The sequence below is a fragment of the Rhizobium deserti genome (assembly GCF_004358025.1).
GTDB lineage: Bacteria > Pseudomonadota > Alphaproteobacteria > Rhizobiales > Rhizobiaceae > Neorhizobium > Neorhizobium deserti.
Map to the genome: position 1 here is coordinate 121,597 of NZ_SMTL01000006.1, position 23,445 is coordinate 145,041.

26 protein-coding genes and 1 pseudogene are annotated in these 23,445 nt (G+C 58.7%); 14 read left to right on the plus strand and 13 right to left on the minus strand.

The genetic code is table 11. The features are described 5' to 3' along the window. Nucleotides 1-10: 10 nt before the first annotated feature. On the minus strand, nucleotides 11-913 hold the full coding sequence (locus E2F50_RS19180; protein ID WP_133317794.1) for a TIGR02587 family membrane protein: 903 nt from the start codon (nucleotides 911-913) through the stop codon (nucleotides 11-13). Nucleotides 914-1,120: 207 nt separating this feature from the next. Further along, the gene (locus tag E2F50_RS19185) at nucleotides 1,121-1,903 is read right to left on the minus strand and encodes a DUF1194 domain-containing protein (protein WP_133317795.1); all 783 of its coding nucleotides are present in this window, start codon (nucleotides 1,901-1,903) and stop codon (nucleotides 1,121-1,123) included. Nucleotides 1,904-2,211: 308 nt separating this feature from the next. Here E2F50_RS19185 and E2F50_RS23435 point away from each other — a divergent pair. After that, nucleotides 2,212-2,323 (plus strand): annotated as a pseudogene (locus E2F50_RS23435) (BrnT family toxin); the annotation flags it as partial. Next, the gene (locus E2F50_RS19195; protein WP_133317796.1) at nucleotides 2,307-2,576 is read left to right on the plus strand and encodes a BrnA antitoxin family protein; all 270 of its coding nucleotides are present in this window, start codon (nucleotides 2,307-2,309) and stop codon (nucleotides 2,574-2,576) included. The pseudogene E2F50_RS23435 and the gene E2F50_RS19195, both read left to right, overlap by 17 nt. 24 nt (nucleotides 2,577-2,600) lie before the next feature. Here E2F50_RS19195 and E2F50_RS19200 read toward each other — a convergent pair whose 3' ends face one another. After that, nucleotides 2,601-3,062, minus strand: a complete 462-nt coding sequence (locus E2F50_RS19200) for a GNAT family N-acetyltransferase (protein WP_425375401.1) — start codon at nucleotides 3,060-3,062, stop codon at nucleotides 2,601-2,603. Between the two features lie 193 nt (nucleotides 3,063-3,255). Here E2F50_RS19200 and E2F50_RS19205 point away from each other — a divergent pair, with 193 nt between their 5' ends. Beyond that, nucleotides 3,256-3,492, plus strand: a complete 237-nt coding sequence (locus E2F50_RS19205) for a hypothetical protein (protein WP_133317797.1) — start codon at nucleotides 3,256-3,258, stop codon at nucleotides 3,490-3,492. Nucleotides 3,493-3,560: 68 nt separating this feature from the next. Here the strand turns inward: E2F50_RS19205 and E2F50_RS19210 are convergent, their stop codons facing one another. Together E2F50_RS19210 and bcoG are read right to left on the minus strand one after the other, a co-directional pair. Then, the gene (locus E2F50_RS19210) at nucleotides 3,561-5,051 is read right to left on the minus strand and encodes a carnitine 3-dehydrogenase (RefSeq protein WP_133317798.1); all 1,491 of its coding nucleotides are present in this window, start codon (nucleotides 5,049-5,051) and stop codon (nucleotides 3,561-3,563) included. 5 nt (nucleotides 5,052-5,056) lie between these two features. Beyond that, nucleotides 5,057-5,959, minus strand: coding sequence for a 3-dehydrocarnitine:acetyl-CoA trimethylamine transferase BcoG (gene bcoG, locus E2F50_RS19215; protein WP_133317799.1), 903 nt, complete (start codon nucleotides 5,957-5,959; stop codon nucleotides 5,057-5,059). Between the two features lie 121 nt (nucleotides 5,960-6,080). Between bcoG and E2F50_RS19220 the strand changes: the two genes are divergently transcribed. Then, nucleotides 6,081-7,034, plus strand: coding sequence for a GlxA family transcriptional regulator (locus E2F50_RS19220; RefSeq protein WP_425375402.1), 954 nt, complete (start codon nucleotides 6,081-6,083; stop codon nucleotides 7,032-7,034). Nucleotides 7,035-7,038: 4 nt separating this feature from the next. Here E2F50_RS19220 and E2F50_RS19225 read toward each other — a convergent pair whose 3' ends face one another. Continuing rightward, nucleotides 7,039-7,197, minus strand: coding sequence for a YqaE/Pmp3 family membrane protein (locus tag E2F50_RS19225; protein ID WP_046605997.1), 159 nt, complete (start codon nucleotides 7,195-7,197; stop codon nucleotides 7,039-7,041). An 81-nt stretch (nucleotides 7,198-7,278) separates the two neighbouring features. Next, nucleotides 7,279-7,779, minus strand: coding sequence for a hypothetical protein (locus E2F50_RS19230; RefSeq protein WP_133317800.1), 501 nt, complete (start codon nucleotides 7,777-7,779; stop codon nucleotides 7,279-7,281). A 208-nt stretch (nucleotides 7,780-7,987) separates the two neighbouring features. Here E2F50_RS19230 and E2F50_RS23575 point away from each other — a divergent pair, with 208 nt between their 5' ends. From E2F50_RS23575 to E2F50_RS19270, 8 genes are all read left to right on the plus strand, one after another. Continuing rightward, on the plus strand, nucleotides 7,988-9,088 hold the full coding sequence (locus tag E2F50_RS23575; RefSeq protein ID WP_133317801.1) for a methyl-accepting chemotaxis protein: 1,101 nt from the start codon (nucleotides 7,988-7,990) through the stop codon (nucleotides 9,086-9,088). 52 nt (nucleotides 9,089-9,140) lie between these two features. Continuing rightward, a complete protein-coding gene (locus E2F50_RS19240; protein WP_133317802.1) occupies nucleotides 9,141-9,560 on the plus strand; it encodes a pyridoxamine 5'-phosphate oxidase family protein in 420 nt (139 codons plus the stop codon). 90 nt (nucleotides 9,561-9,650) lie between these two features. Further along, complete coding sequence (locus E2F50_RS19245; RefSeq protein ID WP_133317803.1) at nucleotides 9,651-10,025, plus strand: GFA family protein; 375 nt, start codon at nucleotides 9,651-9,653, stop codon at nucleotides 10,023-10,025. 92 nt (nucleotides 10,026-10,117) lie between these two features. Continuing rightward, nucleotides 10,118-10,315 carry a hypothetical protein gene (locus E2F50_RS19250; protein ID WP_133317804.1) on the plus strand — a complete coding sequence of 66 codons (198 nt, stop codon included), beginning with the start codon at nucleotides 10,118-10,120 and terminating at the stop codon, nucleotides 10,313-10,315. Nucleotides 10,316-10,450: 135 nt separating this feature from the next. Further along, on the plus strand, nucleotides 10,451-10,999 hold the full coding sequence (locus E2F50_RS19255; RefSeq protein WP_133317805.1) for a cysteine hydrolase family protein: 549 nt from the start codon (nucleotides 10,451-10,453) through the stop codon (nucleotides 10,997-10,999). Between the two features lie 142 nt (nucleotides 11,000-11,141). After that, nucleotides 11,142-11,597: a MarR family winged helix-turn-helix transcriptional regulator gene (locus E2F50_RS19260; RefSeq protein ID WP_133317806.1), complete on the plus strand. Its 456-nt coding sequence runs from the start codon at nucleotides 11,142-11,144 to the stop codon at nucleotides 11,595-11,597. Continuing rightward, on the plus strand, nucleotides 11,584-13,314 hold the full coding sequence (locus tag E2F50_RS19265; protein ID WP_202615486.1) for an MFS transporter: 1,731 nt from the start codon (nucleotides 11,584-11,586) through the stop codon (nucleotides 13,312-13,314). Before E2F50_RS19260 ends, E2F50_RS19265 begins: the two co-directional genes overlap by 14 nt. Nucleotides 13,315-13,324: 10 nt before the next feature. After that, nucleotides 13,325-14,395: an HlyD family secretion protein gene (locus E2F50_RS19270; RefSeq protein ID WP_133317807.1), complete on the plus strand. Its 1,071-nt coding sequence runs from the start codon at nucleotides 13,325-13,327 to the stop codon at nucleotides 14,393-14,395. A 38-nt stretch (nucleotides 14,396-14,433) separates the two neighbouring features. Here the strand turns inward: E2F50_RS19270 and E2F50_RS19275 are convergent, their stop codons facing one another. The 3 genes from E2F50_RS19275 to E2F50_RS19285 all read right to left on the minus strand — a co-directional run bounded on the left by E2F50_RS19275 (nucleotide 14,434) and on the right by E2F50_RS19285 (nucleotide 16,091). After that, complete coding sequence (locus tag E2F50_RS19275) at nucleotides 14,434-15,471, minus strand: glycoside hydrolase family 25 protein (protein WP_133317808.1); 1,038 nt, start codon at nucleotides 15,469-15,471, stop codon at nucleotides 14,434-14,436. Between the two features lie 209 nt (nucleotides 15,472-15,680). Continuing rightward, nucleotides 15,681-15,896: a hypothetical protein gene (locus tag E2F50_RS23445; RefSeq protein ID WP_133317809.1), complete on the minus strand. Its 216-nt coding sequence runs from the start codon at nucleotides 15,894-15,896 to the stop codon at nucleotides 15,681-15,683. A gap of 9 nt (nucleotides 15,897-15,905) precedes the next feature. Next, nucleotides 15,906-16,091, minus strand: a complete 186-nt coding sequence (locus E2F50_RS19285) for a hypothetical protein (protein ID WP_133317810.1) — start codon at nucleotides 16,089-16,091, stop codon at nucleotides 15,906-15,908. Nucleotides 16,092-16,212: 121 nt separating this feature from the next. Here E2F50_RS19285 and E2F50_RS19290 point away from each other — a divergent pair, with 121 nt between their 5' ends. Then, nucleotides 16,213-17,901 carry a glycoside hydrolase family 13 protein gene (locus tag E2F50_RS19290; RefSeq protein ID WP_133317811.1) on the plus strand — a complete coding sequence of 563 codons (1,689 nt, stop codon included), beginning with the start codon at nucleotides 16,213-16,215 and terminating at the stop codon, nucleotides 17,899-17,901. Here the strand turns inward: E2F50_RS19290 and E2F50_RS19295 are convergent. Continuing rightward, a complete protein-coding gene (locus tag E2F50_RS19295; RefSeq protein ID WP_133317812.1) occupies nucleotides 17,862-20,132 on the minus strand; it encodes a heavy metal translocating P-type ATPase in 2,271 nt (756 codons plus the stop codon). The two genes, E2F50_RS19290 and E2F50_RS19295, sit on opposite strands and share 40 nt — an antisense overlap. 395 nt (nucleotides 20,133-20,527) lie before the next feature. Between E2F50_RS19295 and E2F50_RS19300 the strand changes: the two genes are divergently transcribed. After that, on the plus strand, nucleotides 20,528-21,226 hold the full coding sequence (locus E2F50_RS19300; protein ID WP_133317813.1) for a hypothetical protein: 699 nt from the start codon (nucleotides 20,528-20,530) through the stop codon (nucleotides 21,224-21,226). A 504-nt stretch (nucleotides 21,227-21,730) separates the two neighbouring features. On the opposite strand, the gene E2F50_RS19310 is transcribed toward E2F50_RS19300, so the two are convergent. Both E2F50_RS19310 and E2F50_RS19315 read right to left on the minus strand, forming a co-directional pair. Then, nucleotides 21,731-22,807, minus strand: a complete 1,077-nt coding sequence (locus tag E2F50_RS19310) for a hypothetical protein (RefSeq protein WP_245515489.1) — start codon at nucleotides 22,805-22,807, stop codon at nucleotides 21,731-21,733. Nucleotides 22,808-22,962: 155 nt separating this feature from the next. Further along, on the minus strand, nucleotides 22,963-23,442 hold the full coding sequence (locus E2F50_RS19315) for a hypothetical protein (RefSeq protein ID WP_245515490.1): 480 nt from the start codon (nucleotides 23,440-23,442) through the stop codon (nucleotides 22,963-22,965). Between the last annotated feature and the right edge of the window lie 3 nt (nucleotides 23,443-23,445).

The following is a 23,445-nucleotide window of genomic DNA, read 5'->3' on the forward strand; positions in this document are numbered from 1 at the left end:
TATTTTCTCGTTAAAGGACAAGGCGCGCAGACGCCGCGCCAATGGCCCCTGGAAAACTCAGGACTATGGCGGACATAAGAATCTGGTTTGGCGCGACGTCATCCAGCCGCCCAAAGGTCCAAAGCACATACAGGCTGATCAGCATCGCGATCATGTAGCCGGGCAGTGTGAACCGCACGAAGACATGCCAGCGCGGCGTTTCACCTGGAATTTCATGGGTTCCCTTGAAGGCAACGGCATAAACGAAGGCATGCATGATGGCGATCGACACAAGCATCGCCGCCAGCGCGTGCCACTGTGTCATTTTGTAGGAAATGAGGATGACTTCTTCGGTCGGTGCGACATTGAGATTGAGGAACAGAGCGCCCACCGCCATCAGAAATAGTTCCTGGCTGTAATGCGTGGAAATCGCATCCGGTACTGCGTCTTCTACGCTTTCCTCGTCCTGCTTGCCATCCTCGTTGCCTCCGCCGGCGGCCTGTCCACCCAATTGCGACCGCCCGAGCATCGCCCCTATGCTGGCCGGCACGGCCTGTATTGCGACTTTGCCGAGGATGGCCGATGCCGGCATATGAGCTTCGATGGTTCCAAGCATGATGAGGACAGCCGCCGAGATCAGAATGCCAAGCCCATACGCAATGATCGCGTCGCGGACGGCTTGGCGCCATGTCGTCGTTCTTTCGAAACCGATGAGATGGGCGAGTACGACGAGCAGCGGTATGTTGACGATCATCAGGAGAAGAAGCCGTCCGCGTTCGATATAGAAGCCGAGATCCCACAGCTCCATCGTCATCAACATGGGAATGCCGAACAGCATGGCTCCGGCTGCGCCGCGACTCAAGCCGAGCAGGAAGTGTCGGGCTTCGTCGTTATCACGTTGCCTGCTGTCGGCGCCCCAGTAGGCTCCTGTCATCATCCCTCCAAATTCACCAAGACCACATAGAGGTCGTGCCCTTGCGATAGGTGCCACAGGCCCTGGCCCGGGGCAACTGGGAAACACTGACCGTAGGTAGCAAAACATAAGCAGGCTGAGCAGGCCAGATCGTGAAGATCAGCCTTGCGTGACGGTCTTCGGCCTACCGGAGGATGAAGGAGCCATGAGGGGCTTATGTGGGTAGACTCAGCGATCGAACATGTCTTGCCATTGTTTTTCGCCGACAAGGCAATCGGTCTTTGCCGGCTGACTTGCGATCCGTCTTATCGTCGCTTGCGGCGGCAGACCGCTGATCTCCATGACCAGCTTGCGCCTCACAGCCGTGGCGAAATCCTCGATCTTGTGGACAGGCAGGACAAAGGAACCGGGGCCGCCGATAACGCAGTCGCCGTAATATTGATCGAGGCCGCCCGGCGCACCGGAAGGCCTCAGCATCATCGCCAGTCCGTTTATGACGATGCCGGCTTCAATCGCCTTGTCGCGGGCAGGCTCGACCGGATTTCCGGAATTATTGGGTCCATCACCCGAAACGTCGATCACTTGGCGCATGCCGCGGTAAGGGTTCGACACGATCATCACCGCGCCCTGGGCGATCGCTGCAGAGATTGATGTACGGCGCTGGGTTTCTATCGGCCTAGCCTCGAGGCGCTCGGCAAAGTGGATCGCGTCCTGCTCGCTATCGATCACCGTCCAGTCCATCACGGATCCTGGAACCACGTCGCCGGCCCATTCGAAATAGCTAATGGCGATCTTGCCGATCAGGCCCGACTTCACCGCGTCGATGAATTCCTTATGCTTGAGGGCTTCGACATAGCCTTCGCGCTGGATGCGAACTTCTTCATAGTCCATGGAGCGCGACGTATCGACAGCAAGAACCAGTTCAACATCGACATCGCCTCCTCCGGCCTGCACGATCAGCGTCGTTGCGTCGCCGGAAAGGGTCATCAGCATGGCAAGCGTTGCAAGCATCGGCGATCCAATCACTGCGCTTCCAGTCGCAAAACTGTAACACAGCTTGGTGAGAGCACGACCCTTGTTGAGGAGCCAGACTTCAACTTTCGGTGATAAAGTCATTTGGTCGTCATGGCGCCCGTCCGCGGGCCTTCGCGAAGCGCCTCCAGAAGACAATCCATGATCGCCTTGCACGATGCACAGGTGTTGTCGCTGGTTCAAAATTGTCGGCTACTGAACGAGCGTTGTAGTTCTCTTTCCAGAGCTCCGAGAGTTAATGGCGAGCCGCTTGCGCCTCATCGGGTTTATTGACTTGAATGTAGGGCGGCAGGTTGTTGCATGTAACATTCACGCTTCGTCGGGAGAAAACACTGATTAGAGTAATTTCCGCCCGCAGCATGAGCCGCCGGGATCGGATATTATGAGCAAACAGGATAAGACTGTACCGGAATTCTTAAACGAGGCCGAAGAGCGCAGGTTCTGGGAAGAAACCGATTCCGCAGATCATATCGACTGGAGCAATGCGGCAAAGGTCAGGCTGCCAAACCTCAAGCCATCGACGACGTCGATCTCGCTGCGCTTGCCCAGCAGCCTTCTGGAGCGCATTAAGATCGCCGCAAACAAGCGCGACGTTCCCTACCAGTCGCTGATCAAGACCTGGTTGGCCGAAATGGCCGAAACCAAGAGGTAAGGTCACCGTGAGGAGATTACCGGATCACGATCCTGCCAGCGCCTTCAATTTATCGCCGTCCAGTCGATAGAAGATGCGGTCCTCCTTGCGGTCCCCGCCAAGCCGGTCATAGAGCTTGAGAAGCTTGGCGTTGCTAAGCGCCGCCGTCCAGTCGATACGGCCAAGCCCACGCTCCACCGCCAATTCGGCAAGCCTCTTCATCAAGGACGTCCCAACATTCTTTCCGCGTTCCGTTTCGGACACATAGAATTCCTTCAAAAAGAAGCCTGGCTGCAGCCCCGGGCCGGGATAAATGGCGGCAAAGGCCGCAAAACCGACGACGCGATCGGAAACAGCGACCAGAATCTCGCTGCCCGCCGGCCGGTTTAAGATGCCGGAAGCCACTGCCTCGCGCGGCGGGCAAAACACGCCGTAATAGGTTTGCATTTCTTCAAGAAGGCAAGCCAGGCTGTCGACGTCAGCCTGTTCGAAAAGACGCAATTCCAAGACCGCTTCTCCTGTGGTCAAGGCAGTCTTTCAATGCTGCAAAGCACTGTCAACCGCACGACTTTGGCTGTAGTCTGCTTGTCGCAGACGCATTGCAGCGACCAACTGGAGCCTGAAACCCGCGGCTATTTCATATTCGGCTTGTTGACTTCCCCCTTGATATCCAGACAGTGGCTGCAAACAAGGAAGTCCCATGTCCCGCGCCGAAAAGTTCATCGTCCTGCCGTTCAAGAAGGTCAGGGGCAATATCGTACCGGGCGAAATGCGGGCGGCATCCAACGCGGCTTCCGCGGAAAAGATCGCCCGCGCCATGGCCGATCGTTTTGTCGGCGTTGCCGCCTATTCGGTTCAGGTGGACATGGAAAGCGGTGACATGTCAGATCCGAAGGTCATCTGGCAGTCGGGCGAAATTGCCGATATCGCTGCTTGACGCTTCAGCGGCACTCTGCCGGTCCGCTCCAATTCGTCCGTTTACATCCTCCCGCCGCCCTTTTCATATCAACGCTTCTGCCCCACAGAACGCCCCGCTCCCTCCGGCACACCAAGATCCCTATGGGCGTCGATCAAGGGCTCCAGTCTCGCCATGACCGCGGGCGCGGGTGGCACGGCCTTGCCCTCGGCAGACGACACGTGCAGCATCAGGTGCTCACAGGTGGCGATCAGGACATTGTCCGAGGCGCGCGTCAGCGACATGAAGCTATGCAGCTTCTTGCCGTCGGAAGACGGCAGTATTTGTGCGCTAACCTTGAGTGCCTCGCCCAGCTTCGCCTCATCGAGCAGCCGTGTATGCGTTTCCACTGTGTAATAGCTGTTGCCGGCGGTTACGTAACCCCTGTCAACGCCGATGAGGCGCAGGAGAGCATCGCTCGCATCGGCAAAACATTGTGCATAGCGGAATTCGGTCATGTGGCCGTTGTAATCGATCCACGACGGCAGGACCTTGATCTCCATCAGGTCGAGCGGCTCTCTCGTGGGCCTGTAATCCCGCCTGGGCGCGTGAGCCCAAAGATTCTGTTCGAAGTCCGCCAATATCTTGCCCGACCCCCAGCCCTTGCCGCCATCGGCGCCCTTCAGCGCATGCATGATGCCGACCAGGTTCTCGTCGCGGATACGCTCGAGCTCGCGGATTGAACGTTCGCCGGACTGAGCATCCGATTGTTCGGCAATCTTGTCGACTAGTGCGTCGTCCAGATCGACAACGTCGGTCAGCTTTGTCCAGGGCCACGAAAGGCAGGGGCCAAACTGCGCCAGGAAATGGCGCATGCCCGCTTCGCCGCCCGCGATCCGATAGGTCTCGAACATGCCCATCTGCGCCCAGCGCATGCCGAAGGAATAGCGGATGACGTCGTCCAGCGTCTCGGTGTCGCAGATATCGTCGTGGATCAGCCAGAGGCCTTCGCGCCAAATGGCTTCCAGCAGGCGATCGCCAACAAAGGCCTCGATCTCCTTCTTGAGGATGACCCCCTTCATGCCGATCGGCGCAAGCTTGGCTCTGGCAAGTTCCAGGGTCTCCGGGCTGGTCTTTTGCCCGCCCACCAGTTCCGCGAGGGGCAGCAGATAGACCGGGTTGTAGGGATGCGCCACGAACATGCGCTCCGGGTGCTTCATGTCGCGCTGCAGTTCGCTCGGCATGATCCCGGACGTCGACGAGCCGATCAGGGCTTCGGGCCGTGCCGCCGCGTCTATCTGGGTGATGACACTGCGCTTGAGATCGAGGCGCTCCGGCACGCTTTCCTGGATCCAGTCCGCACCGGCAACCGCTTCTTCCACCGTTTTGCAGAAGGTGAGCCTGCCCTTCGGCGGCAGCGGCGCCATGGTCAGCATGCCATAGGCACGCTCGGCATTGGCCAGCACTTCGCCGACAATGCGTTCCGCCTCCGGATGCGGGTCATACATAGCCACATCGATGCCGGCGAGCAGGAAGCGCGCCGCCCAGGCTCCGCCGATGACACCCCCGCCGATGCAGGCTGCTTTTTCTATCTTTGCCATGGCACTCACCGTTTCTTCAGTTTCAATTTTTCGCGGACCTCGGCTGGCCCGATGATTTTCGCGCCCATGCCCTCGATCACACCGACCGCCTTGTCGACGAGCTGCGCATTGGTCGCGAGTTGACCCTTGCCGGCATAAAGATTGTCTTCCAGCCCGACGCGGACATTACCTCCAGCCAGCACTGCAGCTGCCGGATAGGCTAGCGCATTGCGGCCGATCGAAAAGGCCGAGAAGGTCCAGTGCTTGGGCACGTTGTTGACCATGGCCATGAACGTGTTGAGGTCATCGGGCGCGCCCCATGGAATGCCCATGCAAAGCTGGATGAGCACCGGGTCCTCGATCAGCCCCTCTTCGACAAGCTGTTTGGCGAACCACAGGTGACCTGTGTCGAAGGCTTCGATTTCAGGACGAACGCCGAGGGCCGTCATCTGCCCCGCCATTTCGCGCAGCATGGAGGGCGTGTTGGTCATCACATAGTCACCGAGCGAGAAGTTCATCGTGCCGCAATCGAGCGTGCAGATTTCCGGCAGGCATGCCGCCACATGCGCGACGCGTTCGGTCGCTCCGGCCATGTCTGTGGCTTTCTCGTTCAAAGGGAACGGTGCCTCGACATGTCCAAATACAAGGTCGCCCCCCATGCCGGCGGTCAGGTTCAGAACGACGTCTACATCGGCGGCGCGGATGCGGTCGGTTACGTCCTTGTAAAGATCAACACGACGCGCGGCCGCGCCGGTTTCGGGGTCGCGAACATGGCAATGAACGACTGCGGCCCCTGCCTTGGCGGCATCGATGGCAGAAGAGGCTATCTGTTGCGGAGTGATCGGGACGTGACGGGACTTGCTGACCGTGTCGCCCGCGCCGGTCACGGCACACGTGATGAAGACCTCGCGATTCATGCTGAGTGGCATCTTTCCCGCTCCATTTGGTTTTTGTCCATTACGGGTCAGCCAGCCGGCGAATGCTTTGCGTTTTCAGCACCATCCTCTACAAAATCGGAAGACCCTTCGGCCAAAGGTGGAGGCATTGCAGGTGGAACAGCATTTCGATCTTCTGATCTTGCCGGAAACGAACCTCATACTGGTTGCGTCGGTGATTGAGCCGCTGCGCGCTGCCAACCGTATTGCCGGCCGTGAACTGTACCGCTGGACACTTCATTCGCCGGATGGGCAGCCAGTCGATACTAGGGCTGGAATCCCTATCCCAGTTTCGAGCAGTTTTCGGCCAGCACGCGAGAGCGAGCCGCTTTTTGTTTTGTCCAGCTACAACTGGAAGAAGAACGCCACTCGTGAACTCAAATTCCAGCTTTCACAGACTGCGCGCCACCGGTCCCTGATTGCAGGCATCGAAACTGGCTCCTTTGTTCTGGCGGAAACGAGCCTTCTCGACGGGTTTTCCGCGACCACCCATTGGGAAGACTTTGAGGAATTTGCGACCGCCTATCCGCAGGTCAATTTGATCCGCGACCGGTTCGTCATAGATGGCAAGCGGATTACCACCGGTGGATCTCTTCCGACGCTCGACCTAATGCTGGAATTGATACGTCGCGCCCATGGCTATTCGCTGGCGCTCGAGGTCTCGCGGCTTTTCATCTACGAACAGGAGCGCGTCCTGGGCGACGTGGTGCAAGTACCGTCAACCGGCAAGATGCCTATTCTTGACGACCGGGTTCAGGCGGCCGTGAAGCTGATGGAGCAGACGGTCGAAGCGCCGCTGCCGATGTCGAGATTGGGAAAGCGGGTCGGCGTCAGTGCCCGTCACCTGCAGGACCTGTTCCACGCGGCGATGGGAGTTGCGCCGAAAGAACATTATCTGGCTTTGCGGCTCAATGCAGCGCGGCGCCGGGTGATCGAAAGCCGCGCTTCGTTTGCCGATATCGCCGCAGGCAGCGGGTTCGACTCCGCTTCGTCCTTCTCCCGCAGCTATCGAGCGCACTACGGAGAAAGTCCGAGTGGCACCCGCAGTCGCCTCAAGATGCGGCCGTGAGGCTTTACTTCTTGAGGATGACCCACAGCGCGTGGACGATGCCGGGTAGCCAGCCGCACAGGGTCAAAAGGATGTTCAGCCAGAAATGCAGGCCGAGACCGACCTGCAGAAATACGCCGAGCGGGGGAAGAATGAAAGCAAGCAGGATGCGGATGATATCCACGGGCATCTCCAATGGTTCGCGGTTAGGCAGACAACGCAACAACCTGTTGATTGTTTCCTGCCTGCTGCATCACCGATAGACTTAGCGGCTGAGGTCGATCCTGCTGGTGACCACCTGCTTGCCCGTTGCCAGATCCTTGTCCACGGTCTGCAGCCGCAACCGGTTGTCGCCGATCTTCTCGAAGCTCATATTAGCGACACGATCGCCGTTGACGACGCGCGCCCAGCGAACAGTGAGATTGATGGCACTGCCTTGCCGGCTGCCGGAAAGCGACGACGGCTGGCCCGATGGCCCTGTGTAGGTGCCGGTATAGTTCTGACCATTTGCCCGCAATCGCGCAGAGATGTTTCGTTTCACAACCAGCATGCCACGGCAGGTTCCATCCATGTTCAGGTTCGAGCCATCACCCTGCATGGTGAAGCTGCAGGTCACATTGATCGGCTTTGCGCCGATGCGCGTCAGCGCCGTGCCCTTGCCCTGCCAAGAGCCAGCCAACGGGGCAAGGAAATCGTCCGCGGCCTGGGTGGTCGTCGGAAAAACGAGTAGTGCAGCGATCAAAGAAACAAAACGGTGATTTAACATGGCGGCTCCCGCAGGTGATCGAATGATCCCGAACGTTGTCGGCCCGCTCAGGTTCCTGTCGTGGGAAATGAACTCAAATTGCACTTGTCGGTTCAGCGAACACCAACAGGCAAGATCATTAGTCTTTATCTTAACCAAGTAACAACCATAGCGCCGCATCATTTGGACATTTAGTTGCTCTCCAATTCTTTTCGTCAGGAATAATATTATGATCCCCGCTCAGGCAGACAAAGCAGAACTTGGCGCCACGCCGCGCTCCATGCGCGTCTTGACCGAAGCGATCGGTCAGGATCTCGAACATTTCAGCGCCGACAACACCTCCATCGTCAAACAGATCAGGTTGCTGGCGATCAACGCCTTGATTGAAGCAGCACGCGCTGGCGATATGGGCAAGGGCTTTGCTGTGGTTGCCAACGAGGTTCAGCGACTTGCTCAGATTGCCGGTGATATTGCTGCACAGTTCGAAAGTAACGTGCTTGGGCGGATTGGTCTCAGCCGCAGGATGGCGGATGCACTGATGTCTGAAATGGAGGGAGTGAGGTTGACCGATCTCGCCCAAACGCTGGTTCAGCTGATCGTCCGCAATCTTTTCGAACGCACGGCGGACGTACGCTGGTGGGCGACTGATGCGGCCCTCTGGCAAGCGCTGAGCGAACCCAACCCGGAAGCTGCAGCTTTTGCCTCCGAACGGTTGGGCGTCATCAACCGATTCTACACCGTTTACCTGGACCTGGTGTTGACGGACCTTTCCGGCAAGGTCATCGCCTCGGCCAATCCCCGTTTCCAGCGGAAAGCCTCCAGCATGTCGCTAGCGATGGACCCCTGGTTCCTCGCTGCCGGCCGCTGCAAGTCCGGAGACGACTATATCGTTGACGAGGTGAAGCCGAGCCCCCTTCACGATAACCAGAACGCCTTGGTCTACGCCACCGGCGTGCGCGCAGGCGGGAAAATGGATGGCAAACTGGTTGGTACGCTGGGCGTTTATTTCGACTGGCAAAACCAGGGTCAGTCGATCGTCGAGAAGGAGGCCAACCTGCCGCCGCAGGTCGCTGCAAAGACGACCGTCATGCTGCTGGACGGCAACAGCCGTGTCATCGCCGCAACCAACCCGGCCCTGATGTTCACGCATTTCATGCTGGCAGCGCATGCCGGACAACATTCCGGCAGTTACTACGACAATAAAGGTTGCATCGTCGCCTTCGCGAAGACTCTCGGCTATGAGGATTACAACGGTCTCGGCTGGGCCGGCGTCGTTGTCCAGCAGACGGAAAGCGACGAGGCCATCCGCTCCCATCTCATCACCCGCTGACGGAACGTTTGTTTGCTCCTGCGGTTTAAATGAAAACCAAGGGAGTAAATCCATGAGCGGAATGAACCTTTCCGAAATCGCCGAAAAGATGCGCGATATCGACATCGCCATGCTGTCTACCCATACGGAGGGCGGCGCCATTGCCGCGCGGCCGATGAGCAACAATCGCGATGTCGATTACGACGGCGACTCCTATTACTTCACTTGGGAACAGTCGCGCATGGTGGAAGACATCGAGCGGCAGCCGAAAGTTTCACTAACATTTCAAGGCTCCAAGACATTCTCGGTGGCCGTCGAAGGCAATGCGGAGGTGGTTCGAGACAAATCCGAATTCCAAGAGCATTGGACACCCGATCTCGACCATTGGTTCGATGACGGCATCGAGACCAAGGGGATTGCCATGATCAAGGTCCATGCCGAACGGATCCATTACTGGGACGGCGAAGAGGACGGCGAAATCACGCTCAGCTGATCCTCATGTCTGCACCGACGCACGAAGAACGGCAGGCGCCCACGCGGCGGCCTGTTTCAAAGCTCCTGGTCGTACAAGGGGGGAAATAGAATGATCATTCGTTCCGGAAGCTGCCTTTGCGGCGCGGTCACCTACAGCGTCAAGGACGCACCGATGCGGATTGGCCTCTGCCATTGCAGCGATTGCCGCAAGGAAAGCGGATCAAGCTTCGTGACCTTCGGCATCTGGCCGTCACATGCGTTCGAAAGCACCGGCGAGGTCATATTCTATAAAGGGCGAGGCTTTTGCCCCGAATGCGGTTCGCGCTTGTTCAACGCGGTTGAAGAGGACGGCGTCGAGATCCGGGTAGGCAGCCTCGACATGGCGCCCTCCGATCTCGAGCCGACCTATGAGATTTGGGTGAAGCGTCGGGAGAATTGGCTGCAGCCACTCGAGGTTTCGCAGTTCGAGGAAGATCGCAGCTGACGCTGCCTAGGACATGTTCATCGACTGTTATAAGCGATGGAACCCTACTCGAACGACTGCGTTCTTGGCTCGCCAAACAAAAGGGTATGTATATGAAAAACCTGCTTATCGCATCAGCCATGGCTGTTACCTCCATCCTCTCCTTTGCATCGCAGTCTCAGGCAGCCAGCGTCACTGTAGTGACCAGCGAACGGCCTACGCCGCGTCATTATGCAGACAATAATCGTCATCGCCCGCGTCATCACGATTGCATGGTGAAGAAGGTCAAGACCTACGTAACGGTCACGTAGTCATTAAAGAAACTCGCGTCTGCCGTTGATCAGCTGCGCGGCGGCCGGAAGGTCGCCGCGCTTGTTCTGCGTTCGGTTTGAAGCGCATGGATCACGGGGTATAGTGGCAATAGAACATCAGCCCGGATCCCGTCGATGAACACTGTTTCAAGTACTGCGCCGATATTGGTCGTCGATCTGCAGACAGGCATGCTTGATGGCATTGCCGAGCCAGCTCTCCGCGACGCGGAGGCTTTGGTGGCACGGGTATGTGACATCCTTTCCTGGGCCCGCGAACAGGGCCGGCCTATCGCCTTCATCCGCCATGATGGGCCAGCAGGCGATCCTTTGGCGCCTGGACAGCCGGGCTGGCCAGTCTCGCCGGCACTGGGCCAAAGGGAGGAAGAGCCGACCTTCGGCAAAACGATCGGTGATGCGTTCAGTAATCCGGACCTCGCAGATTGGCTTAGGCGCCTGGACGCGGGCGAGATTGTGCTGGTCGGCGCTCAAACCAACTTCTGTATTGCTGCAACACTCAGTGGCGCTCTCGCGGCGGGGCTGAAGGTAACAATCGTGTCGGATGGCCACAGCACGGTGGATCTTCCGGATAAAAGTGCCGAGCAGATCATTCTGCGCTATAATGCTCAGTTTGCGGAAGCGGGCGCCAGGCTTGTGACTACTGCGCAACTTCTGGCAGGATCGTGAGTACGACCTTAAGCGATCTGCTGGCCTCCTCGGCCTTGCCACATACGGAATATGCTCCTTGCCTACCGCCTTGGGCTTGAAAAGACGTCGAGGGCGGTTTAACTAACGGGTCGAAACTTAGCACACTAATATTTAGCTTCCGATGGAACTTGAACCGGTCGCTTCCGATTTTCTTGAATCGCTGACCAAGGTCAGCCGCCGGGTTCGCACTGCCTTCAACCAGCAGGTGACCGCGCATGGCCTGACTTATCCGCGGGCCCGTGCGCTTTTCCGGCTGGCCAAGAAACAGAACATGACCCAGACCGAACTGGCTCTCGAATTGGAACTGGAACAGGCCACGCTGGTTCGGCTGCTCGATAGGATGGAAGAGAACGGGCTCATCGAGCGTCGATCGGATCCCAGCGACCGGAGGGCAAAACTGATCGGCCTCACCGAGCATGGAGAAGAACAGGCGGCCTTTGTACGGTCTCTGGCCGACAAAATCAGGGAGCAGATCTTCGAAGGGATTGATCTTGTCGAGCTCCATGGGGCTGTCGGCCTACTGGAAAAGATCGCTGCCAACATCGCAGATCTGGAGGACGTCAATGTCACCGGATGAACCTGCAGCACGCGCGGATGCGGCCGACGCCGAAGAACAGCGGGATCAGAATGCACAAGCCCGGGCAGAACTGGCCCCTGTTGCGCCAGCACCCGCCGCGCCGCCTGCCTTTGTCCCCAAGCCGCCGCTGATCAGACTGCTCTACGCTATTGCGTCGATCACAGCAGCCGTCATGCAAGGGCTCGGCACCAGCCTGATTTCCGTTAATCTGACACAGATTGCGGGACCGCTCGAAGCGACGCAGACCGAGGCTTCGTGGCTGATGGCGGCTTATCTTTTCCCAAATGTCAGCCTCGGCATATTTCTGTTCAAGGTGCGCACCCAGTACGGGATCCGTAATTTCTGCGAAATCGCCATCATTCCCTATGTGCTGATCAGCTTAGCGCATCTGTGGGTGAGCGATCTCGGTACTGGTCTTGCCCTTCGGTTCTTTGCCGGTGCCGCGGCTGCACCGATCTCCTCGGTCGCTTTCCTTTATATGCTGGAAATCTTTCCGCCGGAAAAGAAGTTGAACATCGGCCTCTGCATGGCGCTGATCGGACTGGCGCTATCGACGCCCATTGCCGGGCTCGTCTCCCCTTCCCTGCTCGACATCAATGATCTTCGGTCGCTCTATCTCCTGGAACTGGGCTTGGCGCTGGTCATTTTCGGCTTCATTTATGCACTGCCACTGACCTCGCCGCCGCGCGCCAAGGTGATCGTCCCTCTGGATTTCGTCAGTTACGGCCTGCTGGCGATCAGCATGGGTTGCATGGCGATCGTCTTTACCATGGGACGGCTTTATTGGTGGCTGGAAGCCGATTGGTTGGGTTGGCTGCTAGTGATAGCAATCATGTCCGGCTGCCTGATGACGGTTATCGAGCTTAACCGCAAAAGCAATTTGATCGACATTCGCTGGATCACATCCAGGGAAATCGTGCATTTCGCCGGCGTTCTTCTGGTTTTTCGGATGCTTCTGACAGAGCAGTCGACGGGTGCCATCAACTTCTTCCGGCAGCTGGGCCTGTTCAACGAACAATTGACCGGCTTCTACTGGATCCTCCTGGTCGCTAGCGTCGCGTCTGGTTTGTTCTGCGCAATGGTCATGAAGCCGGGCCGCGAATGGGCAATCCATCTGGTCGCGCTGGTCCTGATCGGCGCCGGCTGTTTCATGGACAGCCATGCCACTGTCCTCACCCGGCCGGAGCAGATGTATATCAGCCAGGCGATGATTGCCTTCGGCAGCGGGCTGTTTCTGCCGCCGGCGATGGCGGTAGGCTTTGCGGCGGCGCTCAAGAAAGGCCTGCCATATATCATGAGCTTCCTCGCCATCTTCATGTTCACCCAGAAAGTCGGGGCATTCATCGGCAGTGCGTTGTTTGGGACCTTCGTGACATGGCGGGAGCAATATCATTCCGCCATCCTGACGTCCCGCCTCCTGCCAACCGATCCGCTGGTCGCGGTCCGGATGCAGCAATATATTGCCAGCTACAGCAAGGCGACGAACGACACGGCTCAGAGAGCTCTTCAAGGGACGACGCTCTTTGCCAAGCAGGTGCAGCAGCAAGCCTATGTGCTTGCCTATAACGATGCTTTCTACGCGACCTTTCTGGTTGCTGTCGGAGCCATTGCAATCCTGCTGATCAACGTTTCCTGGAGCAATCGCCACCGTTTCATCGAGCGCTTAGCCTTCGGGTCAAAGGCCGCTCAATCCGAACAACTATCAACCCAACACTGATTTGAAGCCCATGAACTCGCTGTTTCGCTCCGCTGCCACCTATATCGCCCTTGTCGTCGGCCTCGCCGGCATTCTCGTGGTCCTTTACGCGTGGAACCTTCCGCCCTTTCGCGGCTCGGTGCAGATGACCAATGACGCCTATGTGCGGGGTCAGGTGACCTTGCTCAGCCCGCAACTGGCCGGTTATCTGGTCGAGGTTCCGGTCCAGGATTACCAGAAGGTCAAGAAGGGAGACCTGATCGTCCGGATCGACGACCGCATCTACCGCCAGAAGCTGGAACAGGCCAAGGCGACCCTTGCGACAGCCGAAGCCTCCCTTGCGAACTCGGAGCAAAGCCGCAAATCGGCCGAAGCTAAGATCGTGTCAGCCAAGGCAGCCGTTGAGAGCGCGAATGCGGCTTTCAACGCTTCAAGAACGGCTTATGAGCGGACCGAAGCTCTCTTAAGAAGTAATATCTCGACGCAAAGCGAGGCTGAGAAGAACAAGGCTGCACTGGATCAGGCCCAGGCTGCGGTGCATCAGGCAGAAGCAGCCGAGCTCGTGTCCGAACAGGACCTAAACACGATCATTGTCAGCCGCAGGTCGCTAGAAGCCACTGTCGAGAGCGCCAAGGCAGCGGTCGAACTGGCTGACATCGACCTCCAGAATACCAATGTCACCGCGCCGCAGGATGGTACGCTTGGTGAGGTCACTGGCCGGATTGGGCAATATGTCTCGATCGGAAGCCAGATCGCCTCGATAGTCCCGGATCACGTCTGGGTCGTCGCCAATTTCAAGGAAGGCCAGGTGGACGGGATGCTGCCGGGCCAAAGAGTGACCTTCACGGTCGATGCGCTGGGACACCGCCAGTTCACCGGCTTTATTGAACGATTTGCGCCCGCGACAGGCTCGGAATTCTCCGTTATCCGATCGGACAACGCGACCGGCAACTTCACCAAGGTTGCGCAACGCATTCCTGTCCGGATCGCCATCGATCCGCAACAGCAACTGATGGACAGCCTCGTGCCCGGCATGTCGGTTGTTGCAAGCGTCGATCTTGCCCAGAAGGGCACGGCGCTGGCCGGTGCGGAAGCGAAGTAGGCACGAGCCTCACCGAGCATCCGGTGAGACTTCCCTGCTCAGCCTGCCTGTGCCAGCCAATTGTGCCAGTCGCCCTCGCTGCCGTGGAAAACGTTGAGGTCGATCTTGCCTTCAACTCCTTGCGTCAGGCCAGAACCGGAATACTGCCAGAAGACCCATTTGCGCCCAGGATAGACATTGGCCGGGTGCTGCGCAACTGCTCGCAGCCAGAAGGGATAGCGGAGGAATTCGCCATCCAAATTATCGCTGTAGAAGTCGGGGGCTGTATAGATGATTGGCCGCTTGCCGTAATGCTTCTCCAGCTTGTCCATGAAGACCTGCATCTTTTCCAGGATGCGTGCCCGCGACAGCCGGACCTTGCAACTGGATTCGCCATTGTATTCCACGTCGATAACCGGTGGCAGAGCGTCCGGATCGCGTGGGACATTGCGAATGAACCAGTCAGCTTGTTCACCGGCTGTCCGGCACCAGTAGAAGAAGTGGTAGGCGCCCCGCTTGACGCCGGCTTCCTTGGCCTTACGCCAATTGGTCCTGAACATTGGATCGAGGTGGTCACCGCCGTCCGTGGCCTTGATGTAAGCAAAGTTGGCGCCCTGCGTCCTCAGCCGCGCCCAGTCGATATCGCCTTGCCAGCGGGATACGTCGACGCCGTGGACGGCGAGCTTTCGCGGTGAGACCCGTCCGAAATTGATTGGCTTTGCATCCCGGAATCGATGTCCGTAGATCTGCGCGCGCCCGGTATTTCGAGGCACCGGCTCGATCCGATCGGGCATCGCCGGTCGCAGCGCCGCAATCGGGCGTTCGGTGGGAAGCGGCATCCCGACCGTCGTGGCCATTCCATCAAAGGCGTGCGGTTGAGGCATGGCCCCATTCCACGCAAGAGCTTCTTGCTGGGGATTAGCTGAAGGCGCGCCGACATCCGCTGCCGGCACGGGCGCTATCGACGAAGTCGCGAGACGCGTTGTCTTAGACGTTGCTGGTGCGGCCGCCGCCGCTGTTTCGGTGCTTGCATTTGACGTGCAGCCGGCCAGGGAAAGGCAGCCAAGCACGACCAGCGGAATAGCCAAGATACGCATGAGACCCCGTACGCAAACACAAAAAAGGGGCAACTCTGCTGATCGGCAGGCAGAATTGCTAACGGGATCTTACCGCCAAAAGCTGAATGCAATCTTTACAAACCCATCGTCGTGCCGGGTCGCCGAGGAAAGCACAGACGAATGAAGCCCTCCCGGCAGGTCGCAGGAAGGGCCTCGTGTGTGGCGAAATCTGTGACGCAACAGCAGTATCAATGAGCGGGACGCGATCCGCCGCCCTTGCTTTTGCTTTCATGGGTATGGTGGCTGTCCTTTTCGCCGCCGCCACCTGATACGCTGCTCCTAGCGCGCGAATCCGAGTCATCCGAACCTGGCTTCCTGAGGTCGAGCGGCGCTTTTGCATTCTGCTTGCTCGAGCCCGGTCCACCCTGACGGATGCTAGCAGGCGTTTTCTGTGAAGTAGACATGGAAAGCTCCTATCTGTCTTGCTGATAACCCTGGTTAGTCGTGTTGACTTTGCTGTTGCCCTGTTGGCCCTGCTTGTCGAAGTTCACGGTCGCGGGATCACTGCCCCGCTCGTTGCCGGCGTCCGCCTTTGCAGGTTCGCCAGGTCCCTTGGGGCTACGGTTCTCGTCCGGAACGGGAGGAAGTCTGCTGTTCATGATATGCTCCTCTTCATGTGTTTCCCCTTTGCTAACCGCCGAGATGGGCGCCGGTTCCCTCGATTTCAGGAACCGTAGAAAGGCTCTGACGTTCCCCAATCAAAATGCCCCAGGAGAACCTATGGATCAGCTGAGCAAGGAGGTCCGGTCGGACACGGCCCGCGGGACGGAGCGCAAATGGTGGCATAGCGCGACCGTTTACCAGATCTATCCCCGCAGCTTTTGCGATTCGAACGGCGATGGCATTGGCGACATACCAGGCATTACCGGCAAGCTGGATTACCTGAAGTCTCTCGGCATTGACGTGATCTGGCTTTCGCCGATCTACAAGTCGCCGATGGACGACAACGGTTATGATATTTCCGATTATCAGGATATCGCACCGGAATTCGGAACGATTGCCGATTTCGAGCAACTGGTTGCAGAAGCACGTAATCGTGGCATGGGCATCGTGCTCGATCTCGTCGTCAATCACACGTCGGATGAGCATCCTTGGTTCATCCAGTCCCGCAAAGGCCCAGGAAATCCGTTTCGCGACTTCTATGTCTGGCGCAAGCCGGCAGAGGATGGCGGTCCGCCCAATGGCCTGATGTCGTCCTTCGGCGGCCCCGCATGGACGCTGGATCCGGAAACCGGCGAATATTACCTGCATCTCTTCTCGCGCCGCCAGCCAGATCTCAACTGGGAAAATCCAAGCGTCCGCAAGGAAATCTACAAGATGATGAACTGGTGGCTGGAGCGCGGCATTGCCGGCTTCCGCATGGATGTCATCGACTATATCGGCAAGCAGGTTGACCGGGAGATCATTCATGACGGTCCGCACCTGCACGATTATCTTCAGGAGATGAACCGTCAGACCTTTGGCAGCCGCGATATTCTCACTGTCGGGGAGTGCTGGAGTGCCACCCCCGGCTCGGCGCTTCTTTATTCAGGCCGAGATCGGCAAGAGCTCTCCATGGTCTTTCAGTTCGAACATGTGACCCAGCAATGGGACGAGACCTATGGCAAGTGGCGTTCCAAGCCGTTTGATCTGGTGAAGCTGAAATCGGTTCTGAGCAAATGGCAATACGCCTTAGCGGAGGACGGCTGGAACGCCTTGTTCTGGGGTAATCACGATCTGCCGCGGGCGCTTTCAAAATACGGAGATGCGACTGGCTATCCGGTCGTATCGGGAAAGATGCTGGCCACCGCCCTGCACCTGATGAAAGGAACGCCTTTCGTTTATCAGGGCGAGGAGATCGGCATGACCAATGTGCCGTTCACCAAGATCGAGCAATACCGTGACATCGAGACGTTGAACATGCATCAACTGCATCTGGATGCCGGTCTGTCGCCGGAGGATTTCATCAAGGGCGCCAATGAGAATGGCCGCGACAATGCCCGCACGCCGATGCAGTGGAGTGCGGCGCCCTATGGCGGCTTTTCAACCGGTACACCGTGGATCGAGGTTAATCCGAACTATTCCCGGGTCAACGCCCAAGCTGCGATGACCGATGAGGGCTCGATCTGGAACCACTACCGCAAGCTTATCGCACTTCGTAAAGCCCACCCCATCGTGATTTACGGGCTCTACCAGTCATGGCTCGACCAACATCCGGACGTGATGGTTTATACCCGCACGCTCGGCCCGGATCGTATGGTGGTCGTTGCCAATTTCAGCCAGCACCAGGTCACGCTGACGATTCCCGACGAACTGAACATCACCGGCGAATGCCTGATCAGCAATTACAAGCCAGTAGAAAGCTTGAACGGGACGATCGGCCTCGAACCTTACGAGGCATTTGCGATCCTGGCAAAGGCGTCAGGTTGAACCTTTTCAACACGAAGCAATCGCAGCGCGTTGAGGGTGACCAGAACGGTTGCGCCTGTATCGGCCAAAATCGCCGGCCAGAGGCCGGTGACGCCAATGATCGTCGTGGCTAGGAAAGCAAGCTTCAAGCCGAGCGCGATGGCAATATTCTGACGGATATTGCCCATGGTTCGCCGGGACAGGCGGATCATCGCGGCCACATCGGCAACACGCCCGTGCAGGATGGCAGCATCGGCGGTTTCCAGCGCTACATCCGTGCCGCCGCCCATGGCGATGCCCACATCGGCAGCGGCCAGCGCCGGCGCATCGTTGATGCCGTCCCCGACCTTTCCAACCACCAGCCCTTGGCGCTGCAATTCAAGGACGATCTGCTGCTTGTCGCGTGGCATCAAGCCTGCATGAACCTCGATGCCGACATGCGTGCCGATCGATTGCGCCGTGCGCGCGTCGTCGCCGGTCAGCATCACCGTCTTCACGCCCATAGCTGCCAAGGCTTCGATACCGGATTTGGCATCGGCACGCGGCTCGTCCCGCATGGCAATTGCACCAGCCAGTTGGCCGCCGATCACCAGTACGGACACTGTCTTGCCCTCATCTTTCAGAGCACTCATACGCCGACCATGCGCCATCGGAATGGCAACCAGCTCGGCTACCGCCTTCACCGAGCCGAGGAAAACCTCCTGCCCTTCCACCGAAGCTCTGACGCCCTTGCCACCGAGGGCCTCGGCGCCGGCCGCCGAGGGAACAAGGATCTCCTCCTCGGCGGCTCTAGCCAGAATAGCCGTTGCCAAAGGGTGGCTGGAGCCGGCCTCGAGCGCTGCGGAAAGCCGCAGCACCTCTTCGGCATTGCGACCGAAGGCAATGACATCCGTGACCTGCGGCTTGCCCGATGTCAAAGTTCCCGTCTTGTCGAAGGCGACCGCCGTCAACTTCCCGAGGCTCTCCAGCACCCCTCCCCCCTTGATCAGCAGCCCACGCCGCGCGCCCGACGACAGCGATGCAGCGATCGCTGCGGGTGTCGAGATCACCAATGCACAAGGGCAGCCGATCAACAGGATCGCCAGGCCTTTATAGATCCATTCATCCCAGTTCGCACCGGCAAGCAGAGGCGGCAGGATGGCGACGAGCGCGGCAACCGCGACGACGCCTGGCGTATAAAATCGCGAGAAACGGTCGATGAACCGCTCGGTGGGTGCCTTCATCTCCTGCGCTTCTTCAACCATCCGCACAACCCGGGCAATGGTATTGTCGGCGGCAGCGGCGGTGACGCGGATGCGAAGCACCGTCGTGCCGTTGATCGTGCCCGCAAACACGTTGTCGCCGACGTCCTTGACAACCGGAACGCTTTCCCCGGTGACCGGCGACTGATCCACAGCGCTTTGGCCCGAAATAACCAAGCCGTCGGCGGCAATCCGGTCACCCGGGCGCACCAGGACAATGGAGCCGATGTCGAGATCGGCAGCCGGGACTTCCCGCGTCTTGCCATTGCTTTCCATAAGAGCGGTGCTGGGCATCAACCCAGTCAGGCTCTGGATGCTCCGGCGCGCGCGCCCGGCTGCCACACCTTCAAGCAGCTCGCCGACAAGAAAGAGAAAAACAACTGCCGCCGCTTCTTCAGAGGCTTGGATGATCACCGCACCCACGGCCGCGATGGTCATCAGCATCTCGATCGAGAACGGCATGCCCGAAAGCGCCGCCATAACCGCCCGCCGCGCTATGGGAACCAAACCAATCAGCAGCGCAGCGGTGAAGATCAGGGTGGAATAGACTGGAATGAGCGCGCCCAAGGCGTAAGCGGCCACGAAGGCGCATCCGCTGAGGACCGTCAGCTTGCCTTTAGGCGACTTCCACCACTGTCCATCGAGCGGCTCGTGGTCATGCGAGTGCAGTTCGGAAATAGCATGCTTACCTGCAGCTGGATGATCGTGGTGCTCGTCTTCGTCGTGGTGATCATGATGATGAGCGCCCTGGGCGGCATGATCGCGCTCTTTAGCCAGGGCCGGAAGCCTCAGCCCTAGGGGACGAACGGAATAGCCGAGGCCTGAAACCTTCTTCTCGATCGCACCGAGATCGCTCGTCCCATCGTGCCGAACTGTCATGGTGCCGGCGGTGACAGAAACTGAAACCTCCTCCACGCCGGGCATCCTACGCACAGCCGTATCGATCTTGGCGGCGCAGCTCGCGCAATCCATGCCGCCCAATTTGTACCTTGCCTGATGATCCAGAGCCATTACCACATCCTTTTGATGGCTCTGTTTACGACCTCTAGCCACTAGAGGTTCAAGAGGTAAATTTTGAAAATTTCTGCTGGCGGTGGTGAAATTGGTTGGGATCTTTGTCCCTGTAACCCTTCATTTGGGCGAGATACGCCAAATAGATTTGTCCCCTCGAAACGAGAGATTAGCAAGCAACTGATAACGTTCGACTTTCTGAAACGGCGGTTCCCATGCGTGCGGATGAGAAGAAGCGGCGGTTACCTAACTGAATTTGATGCTTCGTCCGCCCGCGGGACCACCGCACCAATAGGGCCAATGCACTATCCTGAGTAAGTCCGCTATTTCGGGCCGGACAAAGCCGTGTTGTCTTATGCAACAACGGAGGCGACGCTCTCTTGAAGGAGAGAGTGATGACCATCAGCCTTACAAGATATTACCCATACCGCATTGACACGATCCGGGCCTCTTACAACGCACGCGCTGCTGACCTTGCCAAAGCGATGACGGTGATACGAGATCGTTGGACAGGCACTGACGTAGACGACAGATTGCGTGCATTACAGCGAGACGAGTACGGCTCCCTCAGCAACTCCGACTTCGCAAAACGCGCGAGGCTGGCGCAAGCCGTCGCAGTGACAACGGATCGCTGGGACGCGGGAGGCCGACAGATCCTCGACCTCGGCATTGACTTCCCCTTGGAAACCCCCTCCCGCGTCAAACACCCAAGTCTGCGGGTCCAAGAGGGGCAGTCTCTTTATGTTCATCTACGTACACCCGGCAACGACTGGGATAGCGATGCAGCTGAGGGGGTGTACGTTACTCGTGTAGGTGAAGGCAGTGACGAGACATGTTTGCTCGGCTTCGTTATCGGCAGCCCCGGCACCTCTGTTCCCAAAACTCTTGGCCAGATGCTCGCGGAGCAAAGTCGCGTCGTGTTTGCATCGGTGAAGTCTCTTGGACCCAGCGACGAGCTTGAACTCATCGATGGCGACCCGGGACTGCTGGGACAACTCAGTGTGGAGGGGCTGCTGGAAGATCTAATCGACGCCGTCGATGCGCCACCAGAACCTCTAGCGGTCGCAGCAGCACGGCGATCCAACGCGCGATGATCGACATCGACGTGCTGAGCGGAACCCCCGGCTGCGTCTTGGAAACCTTGCCAGATAATTGCCTGTCTCGTCGGAGTGGGCCGAGGCCTGATTAAACGGTGCCGATAGATGAAGTGCCGATGCTGAGGACAGGTATGATCTCCGCGACATAGGCTGACTCTCAATTGCTCAGATAGCTCTTCTTTCCTGCGTCCGTCATGCAGTAGCGCCCGCCACGCGGGCCGGTGCAGTAAGCGCCTGATCGGCAGGAACATTCCGAGCTCAAGGCAGGTGTCATTTGAGTTCCGGGGCTTCCGAGGAGGCCCGAAGCCGCACCCATATAGGCCGAACACGACCGTTTGCTCCCCGACACGGACCCGTCATTGCAGATAAAGGTCTCTCCCTGACACGCCGCTATGCCACCCTTCCTACCGCTGCAGGGCGTGTTCTCCGCCTTCGCGGCAAGAGCGCAGCACAGAACCAGCACCGCCGACAATAATGCCTGCCGCATTCCCCTAAGACTCCTTAACGCGCTCTCCAATTCAGCACCTGCTCGGTTGCCAGGTATCCGTCGAGGACCTTCGGCACATCACGAAGTTTGGTGTCCGGTGGCACCAGGTCGATGTCACGGACTGAATCCTGGATCCAGTCCCCCGTGGAGAGCTGAATGATGTCGTCTTGTGACGATAGCGTCATGAGGTCGCCCTTCCCGCCGAAACTGGCAAACAGTTCCTCGATCGATCCAGCAGGCTTGTAGAACGTCTTTAGGTCGGACGGCTCAGGCCCGAACAGACACCACACGAAATTCTTGCCGTCCGCGGTCATGGCGATCGGCAGGTAAGCCACCCAGGTCTGGATCTTTCCCTGCCTGAACGGCCGCTTCCTGAAAGCGATCTTGTCTTCTCCGTTCTCCAGAAGTTCTGAGCCTTCGACAAACTCCTCCATCGTGGCCTTGGCGGTCGCGAACCCTTGCATGCTGCTCCGCCTCGCAAGGTGGTAGTAGCGGTTGACGCACCCGTTTACGATCATCGACGTCGTTATGCCGGGCTTTTCGCGCATCTGATAGGAGTGCTCGGCGTACTTAATTCCGAGAACCCGGATGCTGTCCGCGTCATCGGCGACGAAGATTTCGTCCTTCGTCGGCGACAGAAGTCTCGGGAGCTCAGCCGGGACGACGTAGAGCTTGTCGGCGACAGCTATCAGCCTTGCTATCGCCAGCACGGCCGACCGATAAGCATCCGCGACGACGGAGGCATCATAGCGCTCGCCGGCGAGCGCGAGATACGGCGCGTGGTACCCGAGGACGGCTCGCGGTTCCACAGATCTGTCTGGAAGCTGATCAGGCAGAGGATCCTGGTCGCGGGCTGGTTCAGGATCCTTAGGCAGCGCGGTCCCGCCGAGGAACGCGATGGCGCACGCTGACATGCATTGATCGCCCGAGCGCACGACGGTCGCGAGGCCGCGCCTCCGGAAGGCAAGAGCCAGATCCAGTCCCTCATGGTAGGAGCCTCCGGGGCTGTCGAGAGAGACGACGATCTTGCGCCACGGGTCCTGTGAATAGCTGACGCCGGACGACACGAGCGCCGCGTCCAGACGCTGCACGTCCCCTTGCGCGATCTCGCCACGCAGCCGGAACCGGGCCTCTTTCGGACTGTCGTTCCGGATACCCTCGAACGAAATGTCCGCAGCGCGCGCCGGTAGGGCGAGGAGAGCGACCAAAGCCAGCAGCCGTGGGGCCCAACAACACCCTCCCCTTGTCACGTGGCGACGCCGGGGCAGAGCTGCTGAAAGATCGTGAGCTGCACCGGGTAGCCGGATGCGGACGAACCGTCGAGGATCTCGCCCGACTTCAGGTCCCGGACGGCATAATCGACGAAGGTTTCGGCGGACTTCATCGCGCCTTCGAACGCGAATGACTGGCCGTATATGTCTGTCCAGGTCGCCTTCCTGCAGTTCCCGGTAACGCGGTCGCCGACCTTCACCTCCGCCATCGCGCGTTTGACGCATGCCATCGAGTTGTCCTGCTCGTACCCCACGCAGTACGCCTTGGCGTCCTTTGGTGTGTGCTTGACCACTATGACCGCGCTTGCCGTCCCGATCCCCGATTTCGAGACCGTCGTCAGATGCATTCCGGCGCGGGAACCGTAATAGATCGAATGGTCTTCGGCAGCACTGGCTTGGTGCGCGAGAGCTGCGGCGAATAGCGCGCCTATTCCGATCACGGGTTTCCTGAACACGTC